General features: G+C 64.8%; 16 protein-coding genes and 1 tRNA gene. 13 read left to right on the top strand and 4 right to left on the bottom strand.

All coding sequences use genetic code 11. The features are described 5' to 3' along the window. The first annotated feature begins 28 nt into the window (after positions 1-28). Complete coding sequence (locus tag ACQP0C_RS31135) at positions 29-997, top strand: alpha/beta fold hydrolase (RefSeq protein WP_433725716.1); 969 nt, start codon at positions 29-31, stop codon at positions 995-997. Here ACQP0C_RS31135 and ACQP0C_RS31130 read toward each other — a convergent pair. Next, the gene (locus ACQP0C_RS31130) at positions 994-2,391 is read right to left on the bottom strand and encodes a WS/DGAT/MGAT family O-acyltransferase (RefSeq protein ID WP_433725714.1); all 1,398 of its coding nucleotides are present in this window, start codon (positions 2,389-2,391) and stop codon (positions 994-996) included. The genes ACQP0C_RS31135 and ACQP0C_RS31130 overlap by 4 nt on opposite strands. Positions 2,392-3,167: 776 nt before the next feature. Here ACQP0C_RS31130 and ACQP0C_RS31125 point away from each other — a divergent pair. From ACQP0C_RS31125 to ACQP0C_RS31115, 3 genes are all read left to right on the top strand, one after another. After that, positions 3,168-4,070: a metal-dependent hydrolase gene (locus ACQP0C_RS31125; RefSeq protein ID WP_433725712.1), complete on the top strand. Its 903-nt coding sequence runs from the start codon at positions 3,168-3,170 to the stop codon at positions 4,068-4,070. An 11-nt stretch (positions 4,071-4,081) separates the two neighbouring features. Next, on the top strand, positions 4,082-5,173 hold the full coding sequence (locus ACQP0C_RS31120) for a PDR/VanB family oxidoreductase (protein WP_433725710.1): 1,092 nt from the start codon (positions 4,082-4,084) through the stop codon (positions 5,171-5,173). A gap of 64 nt (positions 5,174-5,237) precedes the next feature. After that, positions 5,238-7,010 carry an SDR family oxidoreductase gene (locus tag ACQP0C_RS31115; RefSeq protein WP_433725708.1) on the top strand — a complete coding sequence of 591 codons (1,773 nt, stop codon included), beginning with the start codon at positions 5,238-5,240 and terminating at the stop codon, positions 7,008-7,010. A 6-nt stretch (positions 7,011-7,016) separates the two neighbouring features. Here ACQP0C_RS31115 and ACQP0C_RS31110 read toward each other — a convergent pair whose 3' ends face one another. After that, positions 7,017-7,523: a hypothetical protein gene (locus tag ACQP0C_RS31110; RefSeq protein ID WP_433725706.1), complete on the bottom strand. Its 507-nt coding sequence runs from the start codon at positions 7,521-7,523 to the stop codon at positions 7,017-7,019. A 1,033-nt stretch (positions 7,524-8,556) separates the two neighbouring features. On the opposite strand from ACQP0C_RS31110, the gene ACQP0C_RS31105 reads away from it, so the two are divergent. Together ACQP0C_RS31105 and ACQP0C_RS31100 are read left to right on the top strand one after the other, a co-directional pair. Beyond that, positions 8,557-9,555 carry a zinc-binding dehydrogenase gene (locus tag ACQP0C_RS31105; RefSeq protein ID WP_433725704.1) on the top strand — a complete coding sequence of 333 codons (999 nt, stop codon included), beginning with the start codon at positions 8,557-8,559 and terminating at the stop codon, positions 9,553-9,555. Between the two features lie 66 nt (positions 9,556-9,621). Next, positions 9,622-9,771: a hypothetical protein gene (locus ACQP0C_RS31100; protein WP_433725702.1), complete on the top strand. Its 150-nt coding sequence runs from the start codon at positions 9,622-9,624 to the stop codon at positions 9,769-9,771. Positions 9,772-9,773: 2 nt separating this feature from the next. Here the strand turns inward: ACQP0C_RS31100 and ACQP0C_RS31095 are convergent, their stop codons facing one another. Beyond that, complete coding sequence (locus ACQP0C_RS31095) at positions 9,774-10,205, bottom strand: nitroreductase family deazaflavin-dependent oxidoreductase (RefSeq protein ID WP_433725700.1); 432 nt, start codon at positions 10,203-10,205, stop codon at positions 9,774-9,776. Between the two features lie 303 nt (positions 10,206-10,508). Between ACQP0C_RS31095 and ACQP0C_RS31090 the strand changes: the two genes are divergently transcribed. Both ACQP0C_RS31090 and ACQP0C_RS31085 read left to right on the top strand, forming a co-directional pair. After that, positions 10,509-11,723, top strand: coding sequence for an IS110 family transposase (locus ACQP0C_RS31090; RefSeq protein WP_433725698.1), 1,215 nt, complete (start codon positions 10,509-10,511; stop codon positions 11,721-11,723). 138 nt (positions 11,724-11,861) lie between these two features. Next, a tRNA-Ile gene (locus tag ACQP0C_RS31085) sits at positions 11,862-11,935 on the top strand. Between the two features lie 201 nt (positions 11,936-12,136). Here the strand turns inward: ACQP0C_RS31085 and ACQP0C_RS31080 are convergent. Continuing rightward, a complete protein-coding gene (locus tag ACQP0C_RS31080; RefSeq protein ID WP_433725696.1) occupies positions 12,137-12,934 on the bottom strand; it encodes a tyrosine-type recombinase/integrase in 798 nt (265 codons plus the stop codon). An 836-nt stretch (positions 12,935-13,770) separates the two neighbouring features. On the opposite strand from ACQP0C_RS31080, the gene ACQP0C_RS31075 reads away from it, so the two are divergent. From ACQP0C_RS31075 to ACQP0C_RS31055, 5 genes are all read left to right on the top strand, one after another. Further along, on the top strand, positions 13,771-14,115 hold the full coding sequence (locus ACQP0C_RS31075; RefSeq protein ID WP_433725694.1) for a WXG100 family type VII secretion target: 345 nt from the start codon (positions 13,771-13,773) through the stop codon (positions 14,113-14,115). Further along, positions 14,115-14,420, top strand: coding sequence for a WXG100 family type VII secretion target (locus ACQP0C_RS31070; protein WP_433725692.1), 306 nt, complete (start codon positions 14,115-14,117; stop codon positions 14,418-14,420). Before ACQP0C_RS31075 ends, ACQP0C_RS31070 begins: the two co-directional genes overlap by 1 nt. A 6-nt stretch (positions 14,421-14,426) precedes the next feature. After that, a complete protein-coding gene (locus tag ACQP0C_RS31065; protein WP_433725690.1) occupies positions 14,427-14,960 on the top strand; it encodes a hypothetical protein in 534 nt (177 codons plus the stop codon). Between the two features lie 514 nt (positions 14,961-15,474). Further along, the gene (locus tag ACQP0C_RS31060; protein WP_433725688.1) at positions 15,475-18,174 is read left to right on the top strand and encodes a hypothetical protein; all 2,700 of its coding nucleotides are present in this window, start codon (positions 15,475-15,477) and stop codon (positions 18,172-18,174) included. A gap of 10 nt (positions 18,175-18,184) precedes the next feature. Continuing rightward, positions 18,185-19,081: a phosphotransferase family protein gene (locus tag ACQP0C_RS31055; RefSeq protein WP_433725687.1), complete on the top strand. Its 897-nt coding sequence runs from the start codon at positions 18,185-18,187 to the stop codon at positions 19,079-19,081. Positions 19,082-19,415 lie beyond the last annotated feature (334 nt).

The following is a 19,415-nucleotide window of genomic DNA, read 5'->3' as shown; positions in this document are numbered from 1 at the left end:
GCTGCGGACCGCGCCGAGGAGGCCGACGATGACGAATCCGAATCCGGACGCGGCGGTCGCGATGCGACGGTTCTCCCGGCGTTCGGGAGTGCCCGATATCGCGCAGGTGCCCGGCGGACGGCTCGTCGACTTGCCGGGCCGGGGCCGCACCTATGTCGTCGATATGCCAGGACCCGAAGGCGCGCCGACCCTGATCCTGCTGCACGCCACCGCCTGCACGGGCTACCTCACCTGGTTCCCCGCGCTCGACGCGCTGGCCGAGCGCTACCGGGTGATCGTCTTCGACCAGCGCTGGCACGGCCGCGGCATCCGCTCGGCGCGGTTCTCGGTGCGCGACTGCGCGGACGACGTCGTCGCCATTGCCGATGCGCTCGGCGTCGAGCGGGCCATGCTGGCCGGATATTCCCTCGGCGGTGTCGTCGCCTTGCTTGCCGCGCACCGGCATCCGGATCGGGTGAGCGGTCTGGTGTTGTGCGCGACACCGTATCGATTCCAGGAAAAGCTGCGCGAGCGCGCCTTTCACCTGACATTCGGCGCATTGGCCGCAGCCATCGGCCCGTATTCGTACCGTCGCGCCGAGGAGCATGCCGGTCAGCTACCCGATATGCCGGAACACACCTGGTCACCGGGAAAGCTGAATCGCTGGGCGCTCAATGAATTTCGCAGCAGCAGCGGCTGGGCGATGACACAGGTCATTGCCGAGGTCGGCCGATTCGATTCGACCGCTTGGCTTGCCACGCTGACCATGCCGACCGCGGTCGTGATCACGACGCGGGACCGGGCGATTCCGGTCTATCGGCAGTTGGAGATGGCGACCATGATTCCCGGGGCGAGCATTCATCTGGTCAAGGCCGGTCACGCGTCCTGCGTGCTCGAGGCCGACCGCTTCGTGCCGGTGCTGCTGGAGGCTTGTGCCGCTGTCGCCGCGAGACGGGCGAAGACTTCGAATGCGGCCCTGTTCGGCGGCGATGGCGAACAGGGCAGCGGTGTGGGTTAACCCAGATCGCGTGCCGCGGTCAGCAATTCATTGACGACGCCGGGGACCGCATCGGCGATCGTCTGCAGATCGGGCACCAGTTCCCGGCAGGCGATGAAGCCGAAGTCCAGATCGCCGTTATTGGACAGGACGGTGACCGTCAGTCCCGCGCCGTGGAAAACCGGCCCGAACGGATACATGGCCTCCACCTGGTGGCCGAGGAAGTACAGCGGCATCGGCGGGCCGGGAACATTCGATACCACCAGGTTGTGCACCACCGGGTGGCGCTCGGCCAGTTTCAACGACGAATAGACCCGTGCTGCCAGCTGAAAGGTGTTCGGCGGGGCGTACTTCGACCAGTCCATCAGGAAGTCCGCGCCGACCAGGGCGTGTTCTTCCTTGGCGTCGCGATTGGCCTCGGCCACGTGTCGCAGCCGCTGCACCGGATCGGCGATATCGGTGCCGAGGTGCGAGAACAGCGAGGAGACCTTATTGATGCCCGCGGTGTGCCGTGAGGTGTCGTGCACCGAAACCGGTACCGAGGCGATCAGGGATTTGTCGGGCAGCTCATCGTGCTTCTCCAAATAGGAGCGCAGTACGCCCGCGACGATGGTCAACACCACGTCGTTGACCTTCACATCGAAGGTGGTCTTGATCTCCTTGATCGCGCCGAGGTCGGTCTCGGTGAAGGCCACCGCGCGATCCGGGCTGATCGCGCCGTTGAAGGGGGTGCGCGGTGCGGTCAGCGGTAATGCCATGCCCGCCTGGTTGTTTCGGCGCCGCTGCGCGAAACTGGCGACCAGACCGAGGGTTTTCGGCACCATACCGACCAGACCGAGCTTATTCGGCAGATTCACGACCGCCTCGGCCGCCAGCTTCACATCGCTCGGCTGGGGTTCGGGCCGCCATTGCGCGGCCGGTTCGGGCTTGCTCAGGCCGGGCTCCAGATCGCACAGGTGCATCATCATGTTGGTGCCGGTGATGCCGTCGACGGCGGCGTGGTGGTACTTGCAGATGACCGCGATCTTGCCGTCTTCGAGTCGGTCCACCACATGCATCTGCCACAGCGGGCGACTGCGATCCATCGGCACACTCGCGATCTCGCCGACCAGGTCCGCAAGTTCGTGGCGTCCGAACGGGCGTGCGGTCTCGATCAGTCGAATGTGGTGGTCGAGGTCGAAGTCCGGGTCTTCCACCCAGACCGGATGATCGAGGTTGAACGGCACCTCGTGGATCCGCCGCCGCATCTGCGGTATCAGCGGCAGTCGGCGGCCGAGTTCTGCTTTGAATGTTTCGAAGGTGTACTGCGTGCCCCCTGCAGTGGGATCCAGGATCAGCAGCGCGCACACGTGCAAGTGCTGGGTCCCGGTCTCGAGGTACAGGAAGCTGGCATCCAATCCCGTTAGTCGCTCCATAGCAAAAGACTACTAGAACGTGTTCTAGCGCACCTGGCAAACGAAGGGATATCGGTCACAGTGAAGTCCTCTATTGTCAAGTGAGCTAGCGTCGTTGAACCAATTCGAGGTGTCATCACGGTGTCAGTGCGGATCCGTGCGATGTGGGCGCCGACACATATAGACCCTGCGCATCTCGCGATCCATACACCATCGTGATCCATCAGCACTGCCGTCCGCCGCGCGACACCCGAGGGCGCGCATGCTCCCCGTGGACGTGTGATCACCATGCGCTCATGCGGGTAAATGTCGAGAGTGCAACTGTGCCAGCGCATTCTCGCCTGATTGTCGGTGTGGGTGTGCGCGCTGGGGTGGTTTGTTGGTGGTGGGGGATTGTGTCGGGCGGTTTGTTGGGGTGGCGGGTCGGGTTGGTGGGGAAGTGGGCGGTGATGTTTCGGGGGTGATCGGCGGCGGTTCGATCGAGGGTCTTTTGGGGATGAAGGAGCTGCCTTGGTTGCTGACTGCGACTGGCTGTTGAGGGGAGGGTGCCCTTGGGTAGGTCCGCATCTGGTCGGGAGGGGCGGGGTGCCTGCACGGCTTGAACGGTGTTCAAGTTGGTTGCTATGGTGCGGCTATGGCGTTGGAAACCGGGCTGCGACGGCCGCTGCGTACATGTGTGTTACTAAAGGTTTCATATATGTGTATGATCATTGCTACGGCCATGCAGGAAGGTAGGCAACGTCGCGGTCGTGGCTCGTTGTGGGCTGTGGCGTGGCCGGTGAGATCGAGGAGTATCGATGAAGCTACTTCGTAGGGCGCAGCAGCGGGCGGACGTCGATCCTGGCGAGGTTGCCCTCAATGCGCGCAATGTGCGATTCGCCTGGGCGGATACTCCTTTGCACTGGATGTCCGCGGAACCCATTGCGTCACATCTGATCAACGCGCTGAACCTGTTGCTGCCCGAGGGCGAGCGCATGTTCTGCGCGGCATATTCCGAGGCGCTGCCGTATGTGAAGGACGAGAAGCTGCGTGCGGCCATGCTCGGCTTCATCGGCCAGGAGTCCATGCATGCCGAGACGCACGACAAGGTGCTGTACGAGGTGCTCGCCGCCAACGGTATCGATCCGGAACCCTATGTGCGGCAGGCGGAATACCTGTTCCGCAAATCGCTGGGGCCCAAGGATGTCGACGGGGTGGCGCAGCGGCAGGTGATGGTGGAGCGGCTGGCCTTCATCGCCTGTCTGGAACACTTCTTCGCCTACCTCGGGGACTGGGTGCTCAATGCCGACCTGGAGAAGTTCGGCGCCGATCCCCGGGTGGCGGACCTGTTCCGCTGGCACGGCGCCGAGGAGGTCGAGCACCGGCACGTAGCGCACGATGTGGCCGTCTACTTCGGCGTGGGCTATGTGCGGCGCGCGGCGATCATGATGATCGTCTTCCCGATCTTCATCACGCTGGTGGTTCGCGGCACCAAATTCATGGTGCATCAGGATCCCGCGCTGCCCGACCTCGGCTATCCGCGGTTGCTCACTCGGGTCTTCGGTTCGATGTGGCGTGGTGCGCTGCCCGGCGTGCCCTCACTGCTGTGGAGCGCGCTGACGACTTTCAAACCCGGCTACAACCCGGAATCGGTCGGATCGACGGCGCAGGCGGTGGCGTACCTGGCCAAATCCCCTGCGGCGCAGGCGGTCGCGTCTTGAACTGGCGGCCGATGCCGGAGCGAATACCCGTCGACCTGTTCGGTAGGCGCGATCAGGATCGGGCGGTCCGGGTGCTCGATGCGGTCGCCTCGGCGCGGCTGCGCTGGAGCACCATCATCAACCGCCGTGACCTGTCGCCGCGGGCCGATGATCACCGGCTGCCGCTGGTGGTGACCGGGCGCCGCATCGAGGCGCACGATCAGGATGTGGTGAGTCTGCGGCTGGAATCTCCTGACGCGCAGGAACTTCCGCCGTGGCGGCCGGGCGCGCATCTGGATCTGGAGCTGCCGTCGGGTCGGTTGCGGCAGTACTCGCTGTGCGGCGATCCGGCCGATACCCGTGCCTATCGCATTGCGGTGCGTCGCATTCCGGACGGTGGCGGTGGTTCGGTCGAGGTGCACGACGAGCTGCCCGTCGGCTCGCGGATCGTGGTGCGCGGTCCGCGCAATGCCTTTCCGTTCGCGGTGCCCGGTCACGGATCACCCGCCACCCGTTTGCATTTCATTGCGGGCGGCATCGGGATCACACCGATTCTGCCGATGGCCCGGCTGGCGCTGCGGCTCGGTATCGAGTGGTCGATGGTGTACACGGGGCGCAGCCGCGACACGATTCCGTTTCTCGACGAGATCGCGGGATTCGGGGATCGGGTCACGGTGCGCACCGACGATGAATACGGATTGCCCGATGCCGCTGCCTTGCTCGCCGGTGTCACCAGCGATACCGCGGTGTACTGCTGCGGACCGGTGCCGATGAACGCCGCGGTAGCCGCCGCGGTGCGCGAAATGCCCGGTGTGGAACTGCATTCCGAGCGTTTCTCGCCACCACCGATCGTGGACGGTGTCCCGTTCGAGATCGAGTTCGCCGCCACCGGTGCGGTTGTCGAGGTGCCCGCGGACAAGTCGGCGCTGGAGACCATTCTGGAGAGTCGCCCGGATCGGCCGTACTCCTGCCGCCAGGGCTTCTGCCGGACCTGCAAGGTGCGGGTGCTGTCCGGCGAACCCGAGCATCGCGAGACGGTGCTCACCGCGGCCGAGCACGAGGCGGGGGAGATGCTGGTCTGTGTATCGCGGGCGCGGGGTGGGCGCTTGGTGCTCGATCTGTAAGTGGCCGGAGCAAGCGAACCACGGGCACCGCGCCGGTGGCAGGAAACTTCGAGGAGATACGTCAATGACGACGACCGATCTGGCTTCGGCCGAGACGCGGCGAACGGTGCGCAGCGGCGAATTCGATATCGCCGTCTTCGAATACGGTGATCCGAGCGCGGAAACCATCGTGCTGGTGCATGGTTGGCCCGACACCCATCACCTCTGGGATGCGGTGGTGCCGCTGCTGGCCGGACGCTTCCATGTCGTCAGCTACGACACTCGAGGCCACGGGGATTCCACCCGCACCAGGCGCGCCGAGGACTTCCGCCTGGACGAGTTGGCCAGCGACTTCTTCGCCGTCGCCGATGCGGTCAGTCCGGACCGGCCGGTGCACGTGCTCGCGCACGACTGGGGTTCGGTGCAGGTGTGGGAGGCGGTATGCGAACCGCGGGCCGCCGCGCGAGTCGCCTCGTTCACCTCGGTCTCCGGGCCGAACCTCGACCACCTCGCGAAGTGGGTGCGCGCCAGGCTGTCCCGGCCGACCCCGCGCAATCTGTGGCAGCCGCTCACCCAGGCGCTGTCGTCGGGATACACGGTCTTCTCCATGACGCCCGGACTCGATCAGGTGTTCCGGGTGGTGGCGCACGAGAAGCGCTGGCAGCGCATCGTGTCGATCATGAACGACACCGCACCGTCGAATATCGTTCTCGGCCCGACCTTCCGCCGCGACGCGGTCGAGGGTCTGCTCATCTACCGGGCCAATATCCTGCCGCGGCTGCTCGCTCCGCGCGAGCGCCGCACCGAGGTGCCCGTGCAGTTGATCGTCGCCGGGCGCGATGTCGCGGTGCGGCCCGCGGGCTATGACGATCAGCACAAATGGGTTTCACGGCTGTGGCGGCGCGATGTACCCGCCGGGCACTGGATGCCCTTCTCCCATCCGGAACTGCTCGCCACCGCGACCACCGAACTCATCGATGCGGTCAACGGCGGTGCGGCACCGCGTGCGCTGCGCCGCGCCGAAGTCGGGCGCAGCCGAAGGCCATTCGAGGATCAGCTCGTGGTGATCACCGGCGGCGGCAGCGGCATCGGTCGTCAAACGGCGTTGGCGTTCGCGCGCCTCGGCGCGGAAATCGTGCTGTCGGATATCGATCTGGACGCCGCCAAGGAGACCGCGGAGCTGATCGGCGCGGAAAGCGGTGTGGCCCATGCCTATCGGCTCGACGTCGCCGATGCGGACGAGATGAACGCGCATGCGGCGGAGGTAATCGCCACGCACGGTGTGCCCGACATTCTGATCAATAACGCCGGAATCGGGCAGGCCGGTGGATTCTTCGATACGTCGGCGGCGGAGTTCGACCGGGTCATGCGGATCAATCTCGGCGGTGTGGTGAACGGCTGCCGTGCCTTCGGGGCGGCGATGGCCGAGCGCGGTCTCGGCGGGAATATCGTCAACCTGTCCAGCATGGCCGCCTACAGTCCGCAGCAGGGGTTCAGCGCGTACTCCACCAGCAAGTCGGCGGTGTTCATGTTCTCCGATTGCCTGCGTGCGGAACTGGCCGGGCGCGGCATCTCGGTGCACACCATCTGCCCCGGCATCGTGCACACCAATATCGTTTCCAACACCAGATTTTCGGGTGTCAGCGCGGAGGAGGAGAAGCGCAAGCAGGAGCGGTACGACAGGCTGTACCGGGCGCGGCGCTACGGGCCGGAGAAGGTGGCGGCGCAGATCGTGCGCGCGGTCGAACGCGACCGCAGCGTCGTTCCGGTCACCCCCGAGGCCCGGCTGCAGTACCAGTTCAACAAGTTCGCTCCGGCGATCGTGCGGTTCTTCGCCGCGCGGGTCAAGCTCACCTGAACCGAATTACGAAGGCGTCCTGGCGAGTTCGGCTTCGATGGCCGCTACTCGCTCGGCGCCGATTCCCCACGGATGCTCGACGCCGACAACGCTGTCGAGGTCCCAGAGCACACACTCCTCGACGGGCTCGGCGACAATCGACCAGGCGACCACCGTTCGGCCGAGTTGTTCTGCCATGGAGCCGTGTGAATTGCCCTGCGTCGGTACGCCTTCCGGAAAGTGATGCAGGAACCGGCCGTAGGCTGCGGAACAGAATGCGGCATACATCTGGGTGCACAGGATGAAGCCGTGCCAGGCCTCGTCGACCGCATGTGACGGCATTCCGATCACCTGACCGTCACGCATCGCGGCGCCGCAGCAACGCAACCACTGCCGCAAACCGGTCTCCACCAGCTCACGCGGTTGCCACGGGCTGGTCTTGAAGACCGCATCGGGGAACTCGAGTGCGGCCACCGCCTTGTCGACAGCACGGAGGTCTATCCGGCGGGCACGGTTTCTTGGACGCAAAAGCACCACGATTCACTGTACGGCGATGTGGGAATGCCGTGCGAGAGGGATCCGCATGGTGGAGATCGAACTTTTTCGCAGGCTTTGATGCAGGTGCAAGCGATACCATTCGGGAATGCTGGTCCTCTTCGTTGTGCTGCTGGCCATTCTCGTGATCGGAGGTGGCGTCGCGGCGTTGATCGCGGTCCTGATCACGCGAGCGACGAGAAGGCCATTGCCGCCGGGGCGGCGCGGGTACATGGGCCACGGCGGGAGCGATAGCTCGCCGTGGGAGTACGGAGCCGCCGGATTCGAGTCGGGGTCCTTCGGTGGCTATGACCCGGGCAGCGGTGGGCATGGACATGGACACGGGCATGGCCATGGGCACGGACATGACAGTGGCAGCGGTTGCGGCGGGGGCAGCAGCTGCAGCGGCGGTAGCAGCGGTTGCGGTGGTGGAGGCAGCAGCTGTGGCGGCGGGAGCAGTTGTGGCGGGGGAGGTTCCTGAATGACGGCGCTGGTTCTGGTCGTCCTGATCACGGTCGCAATCATGGGCGGTACCGCGACCTTCGTAGCACTGGCGTCCAACTGGTCGAGTCGCCCCCGCCGGGGAGCCGGGTGGCTCGGTGGATCCAGTTCGTCATGGTCAGCGGGGGATGCCGGTAGCGGTGAGTCGGGGAGCGGGGGTAGCTGCGGCGGCGGCGACGGGGGTAGCTCGTGCGGCGGCGGTAGCGGCAGCAGCTGTGGTGGTGGAAGCAGCTGCGGTGGCGGCGGAAGCAGTTGCGGCGGAGGCGGCTCCTGACCGGGTGGTGTCGTCGCGCACCATGATCCGCCGCTCCAGAGCCACATTCATGCGCACGCTCTGCTCTGGTACCCGGAGGAGGGGATCCGCAGATGGGTTGCGGGTCCTTGGTCTGCGGGTGTTGGCACGTCGGGCGAGTTCGATTCCCGGCTGGGCGCATCCGCCCATAGCGTAATCTTCGCGTTCCTCTTGACCTCAACTCTGCTTCAGGTTCCAGGCTGGTCGCTGTCGGATCGAGCGAAAATGTTGGAGGTTGTTATGCGCGCTGTGCACGCTGCGGAATTCGGTGGGCCCGAGGTGCTTTCGGTACGGGAGGTGCCCGGGCCGGTGGCCGGGCCGGGACAGGTGGTCGTCGACGTCGCGGCAGCCGATGTGATGTTCTTGGATGTCCAGCTCCGAAGTGGTTGGGGTACAGAGTTTTTCAAGATCGAACCGCCTTATGTGCCGGGTGGAGCCGTCGCCGGGGTCGTCGCTTCCGTGGGTGCGGACGTCGACCCGAGTTGGGTCGGCAGGCGCGTCACCACCCAGACCGCCGCGAGCGGCATCGGTGGTGGGCAGCCGATCGGCGGGTACGCGGAGCAGGCCCTTGCCAACGCCGAGACCCTGGTGCCGGTGCCCGATGGGTTGGGCCTTGCGCAGGCGGTGGCACTCGCCCATGACGGCAAGATGGCGCTCGCGGTCTTCGATCGGGCCGCCGTTCGGCCCGGCGAATGGGTGCTGATCACGGCGGCCGGTGGGGGATTGGGCACCCTGTTGATCCAACTCGCCCGCGCGGCCGGTGCGAATGTGGTGGCCGCGGCGCGCGGAAGCGCCAAACTCGAGCTCGCGTCGCGACTCGGCGCACATGCTGTCATCGATTACTCCGAGCCCGACTGGTCGGCCAAGGCGCGCGCCGCGACTGGCGGACAGGGTGCGAACGTCGTATTGGACGGGGCGGGAGCCGCACTGGGCGCGGGTGCGATCGAGGCGGCGGCGAACGGCGGGCGATTCCTCGGATATGGCGCTGCCGCAGGACAATTCGCCGACTTCGATCGAGAAGCGGTGGCAGCACGCGATATTGGCGTGCTCGGTCTGTTCGACCTGACCGCCAACGACGATATCGATTGGCACGTGTTGGCCGAACGTTCACTTGCCGAGGCGGTGGCGGGACGGCTGGAAGTTGTTATCGGCCAATCCTTCCCGCTTGAACAGGCTGATCGCGCCCACGCCGCGATCGAATCTCGAACGGCCATCGGACGCACGGTTCTCACTGTCTGAACAACCTTGCGTGACAACTTGTCTCACATATTGGCGGGCACCCTGGTTCGGCGCTAGGGTGCCCGCGTGGAAACACTGATTATCGTTGTTGTCATCTTTGCCGTGTTGGGTCTCGTCGCTTTCAGCGTGCAGTTGGCCAGCCGCCCGCCGCGCGACGAATTCCGCTGGGACCGTGGCGATGTCGACGATGACTACGACGGCTGGGAGAGCGACTGAACTCAGCCGACCGGAGTCAGTACCACTACCGCGATCGGCCGCTCGGTCATCTTCTGATACGCGCTGTAGCGCCCCTGATTGACCTTGTCGACAATCGCCCAACGTCGAGCGTAGTCCGGATCGTCGGGCAGCGTGGCCCGCGCAACCGCCGCCAGCTTGCGCCGCCCGACCTGAATCTCACACTCCGGCTTCGCTTTTACATTCGCCAACCAACCCGGTGGCCGCGGCGATCCCCCATTCGACGCGGTCACCAAATAATCCGCCCCATCCCGCCCGTAGGTCAGCGCCGAAGTCCGCGGCTGCCCGGTCTTGCGCCCCACCGTCCGCAACAGCAACGTCGGATTCCCGAACAGCAGCCGGTGCCCCACCACCCCACCGCTGTTCTCATAAACCCACTGATGCACCTTCAGCACATTCGCGAACACACTCGCCACAACCAACCCTCCAGCCTGGTTCCGGGGTTACACCCCCACCCTAATGGGAGTTGATCGGCGAGCCTACCGCCGGTAGTGGTCGGTGGTGGGCAAGCTGATCGCCCGAGCCGCTGGTCGGTGAGTACTTCCTCCACCAGGAACGAGTGTGGGATTCCTAGGGTTAGATCGTGCCCCGGCCGGTCGGTGAGGCTTCCTGAAGCGCTGATGGGATGTCGTGCAGAGTTGAGCACTGATCCATTAGGTCGCCGCCGGGTTGCCTTGGGCTCCAAAAGGTTCGAACGATCAGCGTTGAGGAGGTGATCGATGATCTTCGTAGGCGATGACTGGGCCGAAGATCATCACGACATCCATGTGATGGACCAAGACGGCAAAAAGCTGGCAGCACGCCGGCTACCCGAGGGATTGGCCGGTATCGGTGGGTTACATGACCTGCTCGCCACCCATGCCGCCGAACCCGGGCAGGTGGTGATCGGGATCGAAACAGATCGTGGCCTCTGGGTCGACGCACTGGTCGCGGCCGGTTACCAGGTGTATGCGATCAACCCTCTCGCGGTCACCCGCTACCGCGCCCGTCACCACGCCTCAGGCGCCAAGTCCGATGCCGGTGATGCGAAACTGCTCGCTGATCTGGTCCGCACCGACCGGCACAACCACCGCCCGGTCGCCGGGGACAGCCCCGTAGCCGAGGCCATCAAAGTCCTGGCCCGCGGGCACCAGAACCTGATCTGGGCCCGTAACCGGCACACCAACACACTGCGCTCGGCCTTACGCGAGTACTACCCCGCCGCCCTGGCAGCGTTCGACGACCTCGCCGACCGTGACGCCCTGGCAGTCCTCGCCCGCGCGGCCACTCCCGCCCAAGGCGCCAGATTGAGCCTGTCAGCGATCCGAGCCACACTCAAACGCGCAGGCCGCCAACGCAATATCGATACCCGCGCCGAGCAGATCCAGACCGCACTACGCACCGAACACCTGCACGCAACCGACGCGGTCACTACCGCGTTCGCCGCGACCACCCACGCCACAGTCGGCATCATCACCACGATCAACACCCAGATCCACGAGCTCGAAACCGTGCTCGCAACCCATTTTGAAACACACCCGGACGCCGGCATCTACCTCTCCCTGCCAGGACTCGGTGTCATCCTCGGCGCCCGGGTGCTCGGTGAGTTCGGGGACGACCCGAACCGCTACACCACCACCAAGTCTCGCAAAAACTACGCCGGAACCTCACCCTTGACCATCGCCTCCGGCCGAAAACGCGCCGTGCTGGCCCGACATGTCCGCAACCGACGCCTCTACGACGCCATCGACGCCTGGGCCTTCTGCGCCCTCACCCGAAGCCCCGGCGCCCGCGCCTACTACGACCAGCGACGCACCGCCGGAGACCTGCACCACCAAGCCCTGCGCGCCCTCGGAAACCGCCTCGTCGGCATCCTCCACGGATGCCTTCGCCACCACACCCCCTACAACGAACACACCGCCTGGGCACACCGGCAAAACACACAAGCCGCTTGACAACCTACGCACCTGGGATGTCTAACCGCGCCAGGGCCGTCCGCCCGTCACCCCGCCACCGCGTTCCGCAGTATCCGAGTGGTGCCCGCCCCCACCCACCCGGTAGCATCCCCAACGCTGTCGGTATCCACCGAGCACGGGGCGGTAGCTCAGTCGGTTAGAGCCGTGGACTCATAATCCATTGGTCGCGGGTTCGAGCCCCGCCCGCCCCACAAACCCCCAGGTCAGGGGCTTGCAGTCGATGCATGGGCGGTGCTTTGACCGCCCAGGTCACCACTTACTCACCTTTTTCAAAAAGCCGGCACATGCTGCTCCCTCCAGCTCCCGACACCCTATCCGGCCAGGGCATCGGGAGCTGGTTGTTTGCTATCCCGTGGTGACCGACGTCGGCATCGCCGGTCACTTCTCAAGGGTCACGTTCGGCTGATCGCGGCAGTCCCGTCTCGCTCATCCGGCAGAGCGAATGCAGCGAAGCGATTCCGGGCGTCCGGACCTTGATGGGTGCGCTGGACATAGTGCCTTCGTGTCACCGCCTCGGTGTTGCCGAGTTGGGCGGCCGCGACACCGATATCGGATTGCCCACCATCGGCGTCTTCGGCCAGATGCGTGCCGACAGTCTTGCGCGCCGCATGAGGGTTCTGGGGTATCCCCGTGACGCCAATACGGTCGAGTGCCCGCTGCAGTTGCTTGCGGGCATTGCGAGGATCGCGCAGCGTCCCTCGTTGGGATGGGAACACGAGATCTTCGGGCTCATGCGGCACCAGGTCGCGGCGGGCGGTCAGTCTCTCTACGGCCCATTCAGGCAGCAGCAGGCGGCGTTTGCCGTTCGGGCCGCCCTTGGGGTGCGGTTGGATGATCATCCCGCCGCCGCGTATACGGACGACGGTCCCTTCAACGAGCACCGTGGGCTTGTTGGGGTCGAGGTCGAGGTGCTTCCACTTGAACGCCATTGTCTCGCCGATCCGGCATCCGGTGGCCAAGAGGATATCGACCAGATCGGCGATACCGTTCGCGACGGCGAGTTTGTCGCTACGCAGCCCGCTTCGGATGCGTTGCACCTCGGTCAGCGACCACGCCACAACCGGTTTGTCGTCGACCTGGATCGGTGCGAGCAGTTTGATGATATTTCCGGCACTGGCGCCGTATCGGCTTGCCAGCGTCCACATTCCGGACAAGCAGGTCTTCGCGAGTTTCGCGGTCGGCCTGCCCACCTCATCTGCAATGTCTTCGAGTAGCCCTTCCAGCACCTGAGTGGAGCACTCGGCGATGGTCAGCTTGCCGAGTCTGGGGACGATGTGGAGGCATCAGGCATCTCGCCGTCGCGCGCGACAGCGCGATTATTCATTTGTACTCCCGTAGATATCAATTCCGGGTGCTAGCCCGACTTGTGCACTCCAATTCTACTGGGAGGCAGATAATTACGCGGTTTGTGACGCGCTCATACAGTGGAATAGGTTGTTAATGCTTGCAATCTGTGGATGTTGCGACCACCCCGATCGTCTGAATCTTCAATGGGGGCTGGGGATGTCGGTTCGTCGCGGCCGACGCGCGGATGAGATCGGACACGAGCTTGCGCTGTTCGCGGCCGAGGAGGGCGGCCTCTGGTGGTGCGACGAAGGCTCATCGATCTCGAGTGTGATACCGGACCAGTGCGCGTTATCGCGCATGTCCAATGATGCAGTTCGCGCGCCGTCGTCATGTGTGACCAGGCGCTGATCGGCGGAGCCGAAAGCTGAGGGCTGGCACAGAATCGGTCATGATCACCATAGCCGCAATAAGCAAGCTATGGGGGCGGAAACCGTGAGGTCATGCGCAATCGCACTACTCGGTATCGCCGCGACGCTAACAGTGATGGCCGGGATCTGGGGTCTGGTGGTTGGATACCACGATTTGACATCGAACCCGAACGCCACTCCGACATGTGACGACAAGGCTGCCCATTTCTACACCGTCCATAGTGTGAGCGAAGGCACATCCCGACCAGGGAGCCGACCAATACCCACTCGCGTCTAATCTGTTGATCCGCACCAATGTTCGAGGAGGTTGCATGACAGGCCAACCCGGCTCGACCCCCAACGATTTCGCGGTGGTCCCCGACGAAGTCGCCGACGCTGGCCGGTACGTCCAGCAGGTCGCTGAATCGCTCGTCAACGGCTTGAACTCGATCGATGCGGACATCACAGCACTGTTGTCCAATTGGCGCGGCACCTCCGCCGATTCGTTCAGCGCGGGGTGGACAGAAACCAAGCAGGGCGCCGACACCATCCTCGACGCTTTAGCCGGTATGGCCGAACTGCTCGGTGTCGCGAGCCGGACCCTGGACGATCAGGACAGGGCGCGGGCAGACACCACTCTCGCGTTCACCGGGTCGCTGGACCTTCCGGAGTTGTGATGGTCGAGAACGCACAGCCTTTCCGTGTCGATCTCGACGAGCTCGAGCAGATGGTCGCCCGGGTCTCGGGGTTCATCGGTTTCCTCAACGACAGTCTCGACGGGTTGCAGCAGCGCATTTCCACTGTGCAGCAGAACTGGAACGGTGCCGCCGCAGATGCGCAGGCCGAGGCTTTTCGCGAGTGGCACACCGGGGCGACCGATGTTTCCGAGGGTATCGACACGATGCGCCAAGCCGTCCGGGATGCGCATGACCGGTACACGGCCGCCATCGCCGCGAATCTTGCGATGCTGGGCAGGTCGTAGGACTCGATGACGACGTTGGTAGTCGATCCCGCGGTGTATTCCTCGGCTGGCAAGACACTGTATTCCTACGCCGCCGCGTGCCGGCGGATCTTCTCCACACAGATCGCCGCGCTGAGCGAAACCGCCAATATGGGCGGCAATGTGGGCGAATCCAAAGCGTGGGCCACGTCCTATGATTCGACCGTCACCACGGCGAGGAGTATGACCGAGCTGCTCGTCACCGCGATGGGCAACTACGCCGGGATACTGAACCAGCTCGGCTACAACCACGCCCTCGCGGATTACGTTGCGGGAACCGGCCGCCCGGAACCGACGAAACCAGCGGATTTGTTGCCGGCATGGTCGGTATGCGTTGCGCCGCCGCCCTCGGCAGGCGGGCCCGGTAGTGGCCCGCGCACGCGGGGGTGCGCCGTCCGAAATGACGACGACCTCCCCTCCGGCTTCGCGCAGATGTGCCTGAGGTCCTTGCTGAACAAATTCTCCTGCTGGATCTTTACTGGATCTTTTGGTCCGAATACACCCGAAGACGACGGCAGGTAGCTGCATGGTCAGGACTTGAGTCTGTGCAGGTAGATGTAGGAAACCGAAGCCATCCGAAGGTGGCTGTATCACTGTCTGTCACAACCCAGAGATCTCAGGTCCAGATTGCCTCAAGGAGCGAAGCCGCTGTGCCCTGCATACATGAAGCGAGGACCGTACGGAACTCCGTATTTACTCCTTACTTTCAGCCGAATTTGCCCTAATCCAATGCGGCGCAGCATGATTCGACAGGTAATGCCATTGAAATCTGTTGTATGTTAGTCGAATTAGGATCGGGAGCGGCCGATAGCGAACGGCAGCAGGCGAATCGTGAGTTCATCGTTGGCTTGACGCGGCCGATGGGTCGGCGGAAGTGCAAAGCGAAGCCACTGCTGACCAGGACAGGTGCATGCAACGGGTGCCGCCAAAATTGTTCGTACGCTACAGGATTCGTTGTCCAGCGATGGATGTGCATCTTACAATGCAGTGAGGCCGTCCAGGCGGTCCTGTAAGCACTGGTGTCAGGGGGTTCACGGTGTCACCGCAATCGGATCTGCGCTCGCTGTTCAGCCCGGGACGCGACGGCGTGGACGCGCAGGACGTTTTCGCCAATCGCCATGATGAGTGGCGGGCGACGACCGACAGTCTGCTGGCGCACTGGGCCGCGGTGCGAGCGCCGGGCTTCAGTGTGGAGGATTTCGCCACTCCGCGCCGCAATGTGCTCGTCTTCTACGGCGTCGGCGGCATCGGGAAAACCACTCTGTCCAAGCGGCTGGAAACGCACCTGAGGACTGGTTCGGAGTCCGTGGGCACGGAATGGGGGCCGGTACCCGCGGAGGTCGGCCGCGTGCTGCCGATCCGGATCGATCTGTCGCGGCAGGGCGGAGTCCAGTTCGAAGATGTCATCCTGGCCGTGCGGTTGGCGGTGGCGCGGGTGGGGCATCCTATGCGGGCGTTCGATCTTGCGTTGCGGCGGTATTGGGAGGTCAATCATCCTGGTGAGTCGTTGGAGGGATATCTGAGCCGCAACGGATTTCTGCGCCGGGCAGGTGAGGTGACCGATCTTCGGGAGCAGATGCGTTCGGTCGCTGAGGATGTCGTTCAGGCGTTGACGTTGCCGACCGTGGCCGGGGTGGCCGCGACTACCGCGGTGCGCGAAATCGTGCGGGCGTTGCGGCAGCGACGCAGTGCCGTGCGGGCCTTGGCGCGCTGCACCAGGTTGGCCGACCTGTTGGAAGCCGATCAGGATGCGGAGACTCTGAGCTATTTCCCGCATCTGCTCGCCTGGGATTTGGCGCAGGTGCCGGTCGATCGCTCTGGTGTGCTGGTGGTCCTGTTGGATACGTTCGAAGAGGTCGGGGACCGCGGTCACCGAGACCTCGAGCGGCTGTTCCAACGGATGGTGTGGCTGATGCCCAATGCCTTGTTCATCGTCACCGGCCGCAACCGACTGCAGTGGGACGACCCCTCGCTGGAGGGGCAACTCGACCAAGCCGGACCGTTCCCGTGGCCGCAGCTGGCACCGGCGGCGTCAGCGGATCCCCGCCAGCATCTGGTCGGTTTTTTGTCCGACGACGACCGGGAGCACTATCTGCGCACCCGGCTGACCCGCAACGACGAACCGGTTATCCCGCCACAGGTGCGGTCCGAGATCGCTTCTCGCTCTTACGGTCTGCCGCTGTTCCTCGACCTGGCCGTGATGCGGTTCCTCGACATCCTCAACCGCACCGGCACTGTGCCGGGACCAAATGAATTCGATCATGACTTTCCAGCATTGGTCGCCCGGATCGTGCGTGACCTGACCCAGGGAGAACGCACGGTCCTGCGGACGGTCACCCTGCTGGACTCGTTCACCGTCGACCTGGCCACCGCCGCAGCCGGACTCGACAGCGACGCCTCTGCCCTCAACCTCGTCGAAAGACCGTTCGTCGGTAACGATCCCGCCGCGCCGTGGCCGTATCGGCTGCACGATCTGATCAGGTCCGCGGTCCGCGAAGCCGACGCAACCAGCGAAGACCGCTGGTCGCCGAGCGACTGGCGCCGCGCCGCGCAACGCACCCTCGACGCGGTAGGCACCCAGATGCCCGCGCCGGGCGGCTACCAACATCGACGCCAGCTGATGGCCTGTCTGACACAGGGACTACGGATCGCCTGCGAGTTCCAACTCGAACCAGGCTGGATCGTCGACGCCGCGTGGCGGTACGTGATCGAGTCGGTCTGGGAGCCCATCGACACCCCAGACCCCCGCACTCGAACCGACAACGAGCCCGACACTCCTTGCGCCGCAGTCGCGTTGGCTCGGGTCCTGCATTCGGTGTCCCGGGGGCAACGCGCACACCGGCAAGACACCGCCGACGAACTCGAAGCCGTTCTGAGCCTCGGTGTCCTGCCAGAATCCGCCGAAGACATCGCGCACTACTTCCTGGGTGAAAGCCTGCGCCATCTCGGACGCTACGAAGCCTCGGCGCAGCACATGAGCCATGTCGCGGCCGGGCACAGTCCAATGGCCGGCGAAGCGCGCCGCGGACTCGCCCACATCGCCCGACACCTCGGAGAATTCCCGACCGCCCTCGACACCATCGAGGCACTCGACCACGACACCCATTACTACCGGGCACTCGGCCACCTGTGGTGGACACAAGGTGATCTCGCGCTGTCATGCTCCACCTACGGCACCGCACGCGAACTGGCACTCGCCGACCACAACCCCGGACATGCTGCGCTCGCCCAAGCCGGGCTCGCGTTCGCCGCGGCACTCGGTGACCGCACTCGCGCCGACCAGCAGATCGAGCTGGCCCGCAACCTGCTCGACAACGTCAAGCAGAACTGGTCGGAAACACAGGTTCATACCGCCCGCCTGCTACGAGACGCGGGCTCGGACGCACACGTGCCCGCCCGCGCCAGCGAGCTCGAACGCGACGCCACCGAGGCCGGTCTCGGGTCCGCGCTCGCATACATCCGGTTCGCCCGCTGCTTCCACCACGCTCTACGCGCAGAAAACGACCAACTCCACATAGCCCGCGATCAGCTCCAACTCAGCGTCGATCACGGCGAATACGCATACCTCGTCGAAATCACCCACTTCTTCGACGGCACCGAACCCGACCCGGAACTGCCGCGCGCAAACTGGATCGACGGACCCGACACCGTGGCAGGCCGATGGCAGAGACTGATCGCCGAACGACGCGCCGCACTCGGCTACGAACCCAATACCCTTCCACCCCAACCGAGTTAGACTCGCGCAGATGACCGTCGACCTCGACGCCCCCTTCTCCGACACCACAGCCCGCCGCGCCCTCGAACTAGCCGGTACCTGCCTCGGTGTAGCCACCGACGACGCACAGCTGATCCGGATGGGCGAGAACGCTATCTACGCGCTCCCGCACGTCGATGTCGTCGCCCGCATCGCCCGCGGCGAGCAACGCCGGGCGCGCGTGGAGAAGGAACTGGCCGTTGCACGGTGGCTCGCCCGACACGACTTCCCAGCCGTGCGGGTAGCCGAACAATTCGAACAGCTCATCCCCGCCGACGGCCGCCTGATCACGTTCTGGCAGCTGGTCGACATCACCGGCGAACCGACCGAGGTCGAGCTGGCGGTCCTGCTTCGTGACTTCCACACCCTCCCCGAACCCGGGTTTCCGCTACCGACATTCGACCCGTTCAGCGCCGTGCCGGCCCGGTTGGCCAATCCCGGGAACGCCGATCCCGCCGCGGTCGAGTTCCTCACCGAGCTCTACTACACACTCCGAACCCGTTATGCGGAACTGGAACTCACCACCCCGCACACGGTGATCCACGGAGACGCACACATAAACAACGTCATTCCCACTCCTTCGGGCCCGATACTGTCGGACTTCGAAGCCGTCGCCCGTGGTCCCCGGGAGTGGGACCTGACCACCGTCGCCATGACCGTCGACCGATTCGGTCTGCCCCGCACCACCTATCAGGCATTCGCCGACACCTACGGCTACGACGTGACCGGCATCCCCGGGTATCCCGTCCTATGCGCTGCCCGAGAACTCACCATGGTCACCTGGCTCATGCAGATCATCGACGTCAGCCCGCAACACGCTCAGGAGTTCGCCCACCGCGTCGACTCCCTGCGCAGCGGCGACCAACAACAGCGATGGCACATCTTCTAAGCCCCCGGCGACGCTAAGGAACAGTCTGCAGCCATCGGTGCAACCGGTCACGATTCCGGTGTCCCCGCGCACGCGGGGATGATCCCGGACCTTGAACGGACGGGTTGCCGAACCGCTCGTGCTCCCCGCGCACGCGGGGATGATCCGCACCAACGTCTTCAGCCGGGCCGCTGGCGCGAGTGCTCCCCGCGCACGCGGGGATGATCCGCCGAGTGCGGTTCCGAATGTCGGGTGGACAGGGTGCTCCCCGCGCACGCGGGGATGATCCCTCGTCAGTCGCCCCTGGACAATCACAGAAACTCCACACTTTGAATCAGATTCGCCCACATTCACC

It is taken from the genome of Nocardia sp. CA-129566, from assembly GCF_050956075.1.
In the GTDB taxonomy this organism is placed as follows: Bacteria; Actinomycetota; Actinomycetes; order Mycobacteriales; family Mycobacteriaceae; genus Nocardia.
The sequence above is the reverse complement of the archived record's forward strand: the minus strand, read 5'-3'. Positions and strand labels throughout refer to the sequence as shown.

Bases quoted from the DNA above. Each gene is read 5' to 3' on its own strand.
- ACQP0C_RS31135 (WP_433725716.1), top strand. From the start codon at position 29: ATGACGAATCCGAATCCGGACGCGGCGGTCGCGATGCGACGGTTCTCC.
- ACQP0C_RS31130 (WP_433725714.1), bottom strand. From the start codon at position 2,391: ATGGAGCGACTAACGGGATTGGATGCCAGCTTCCTGTACCTCGAGACC.
- ACQP0C_RS31125 (WP_433725712.1), top strand. From the start codon at position 3,168: ATGAAGCTACTTCGTAGGGCGCAGCAGCGGGCGGACGTCGATCCTGGC.
- ACQP0C_RS31120 (WP_433725710.1), top strand. From the start codon at position 4,082: ATGCCGGAGCGAATACCCGTCGACCTGTTCGGTAGGCGCGATCAGGAT.
- ACQP0C_RS31115 (WP_433725708.1), top strand. From the start codon at position 5,238: ATGACGACGACCGATCTGGCTTCGGCCGAGACGCGGCGAACGGTGCGC.
- ACQP0C_RS31105 (WP_433725704.1), top strand. From the start codon at position 8,557: ATGCGCGCTGTGCACGCTGCGGAATTCGGTGGGCCCGAGGTGCTTTCG.
- ACQP0C_RS31090 (WP_433725698.1), top strand. From the start codon at position 10,509: ATGATCTTCGTAGGCGATGACTGGGCCGAAGATCATCACGACATCCAT.
- ACQP0C_RS31075 (WP_433725694.1), top strand. From the start codon at position 13,771: ATGACAGGCCAACCCGGCTCGACCCCCAACGATTTCGCGGTGGTCCCC.
- ACQP0C_RS31070 (WP_433725692.1), top strand. From the start codon at position 14,115: ATGGTCGAGAACGCACAGCCTTTCCGTGTCGATCTCGACGAGCTCGAG.
- ACQP0C_RS31065 (WP_433725690.1), top strand. From the start codon at position 14,427: ATGACGACGTTGGTAGTCGATCCCGCGGTGTATTCCTCGGCTGGCAAG.
- ACQP0C_RS31055 (WP_433725687.1), top strand. From the start codon at position 18,185: ATGACCGTCGACCTCGACGCCCCCTTCTCCGACACCACAGCCCGCCGC.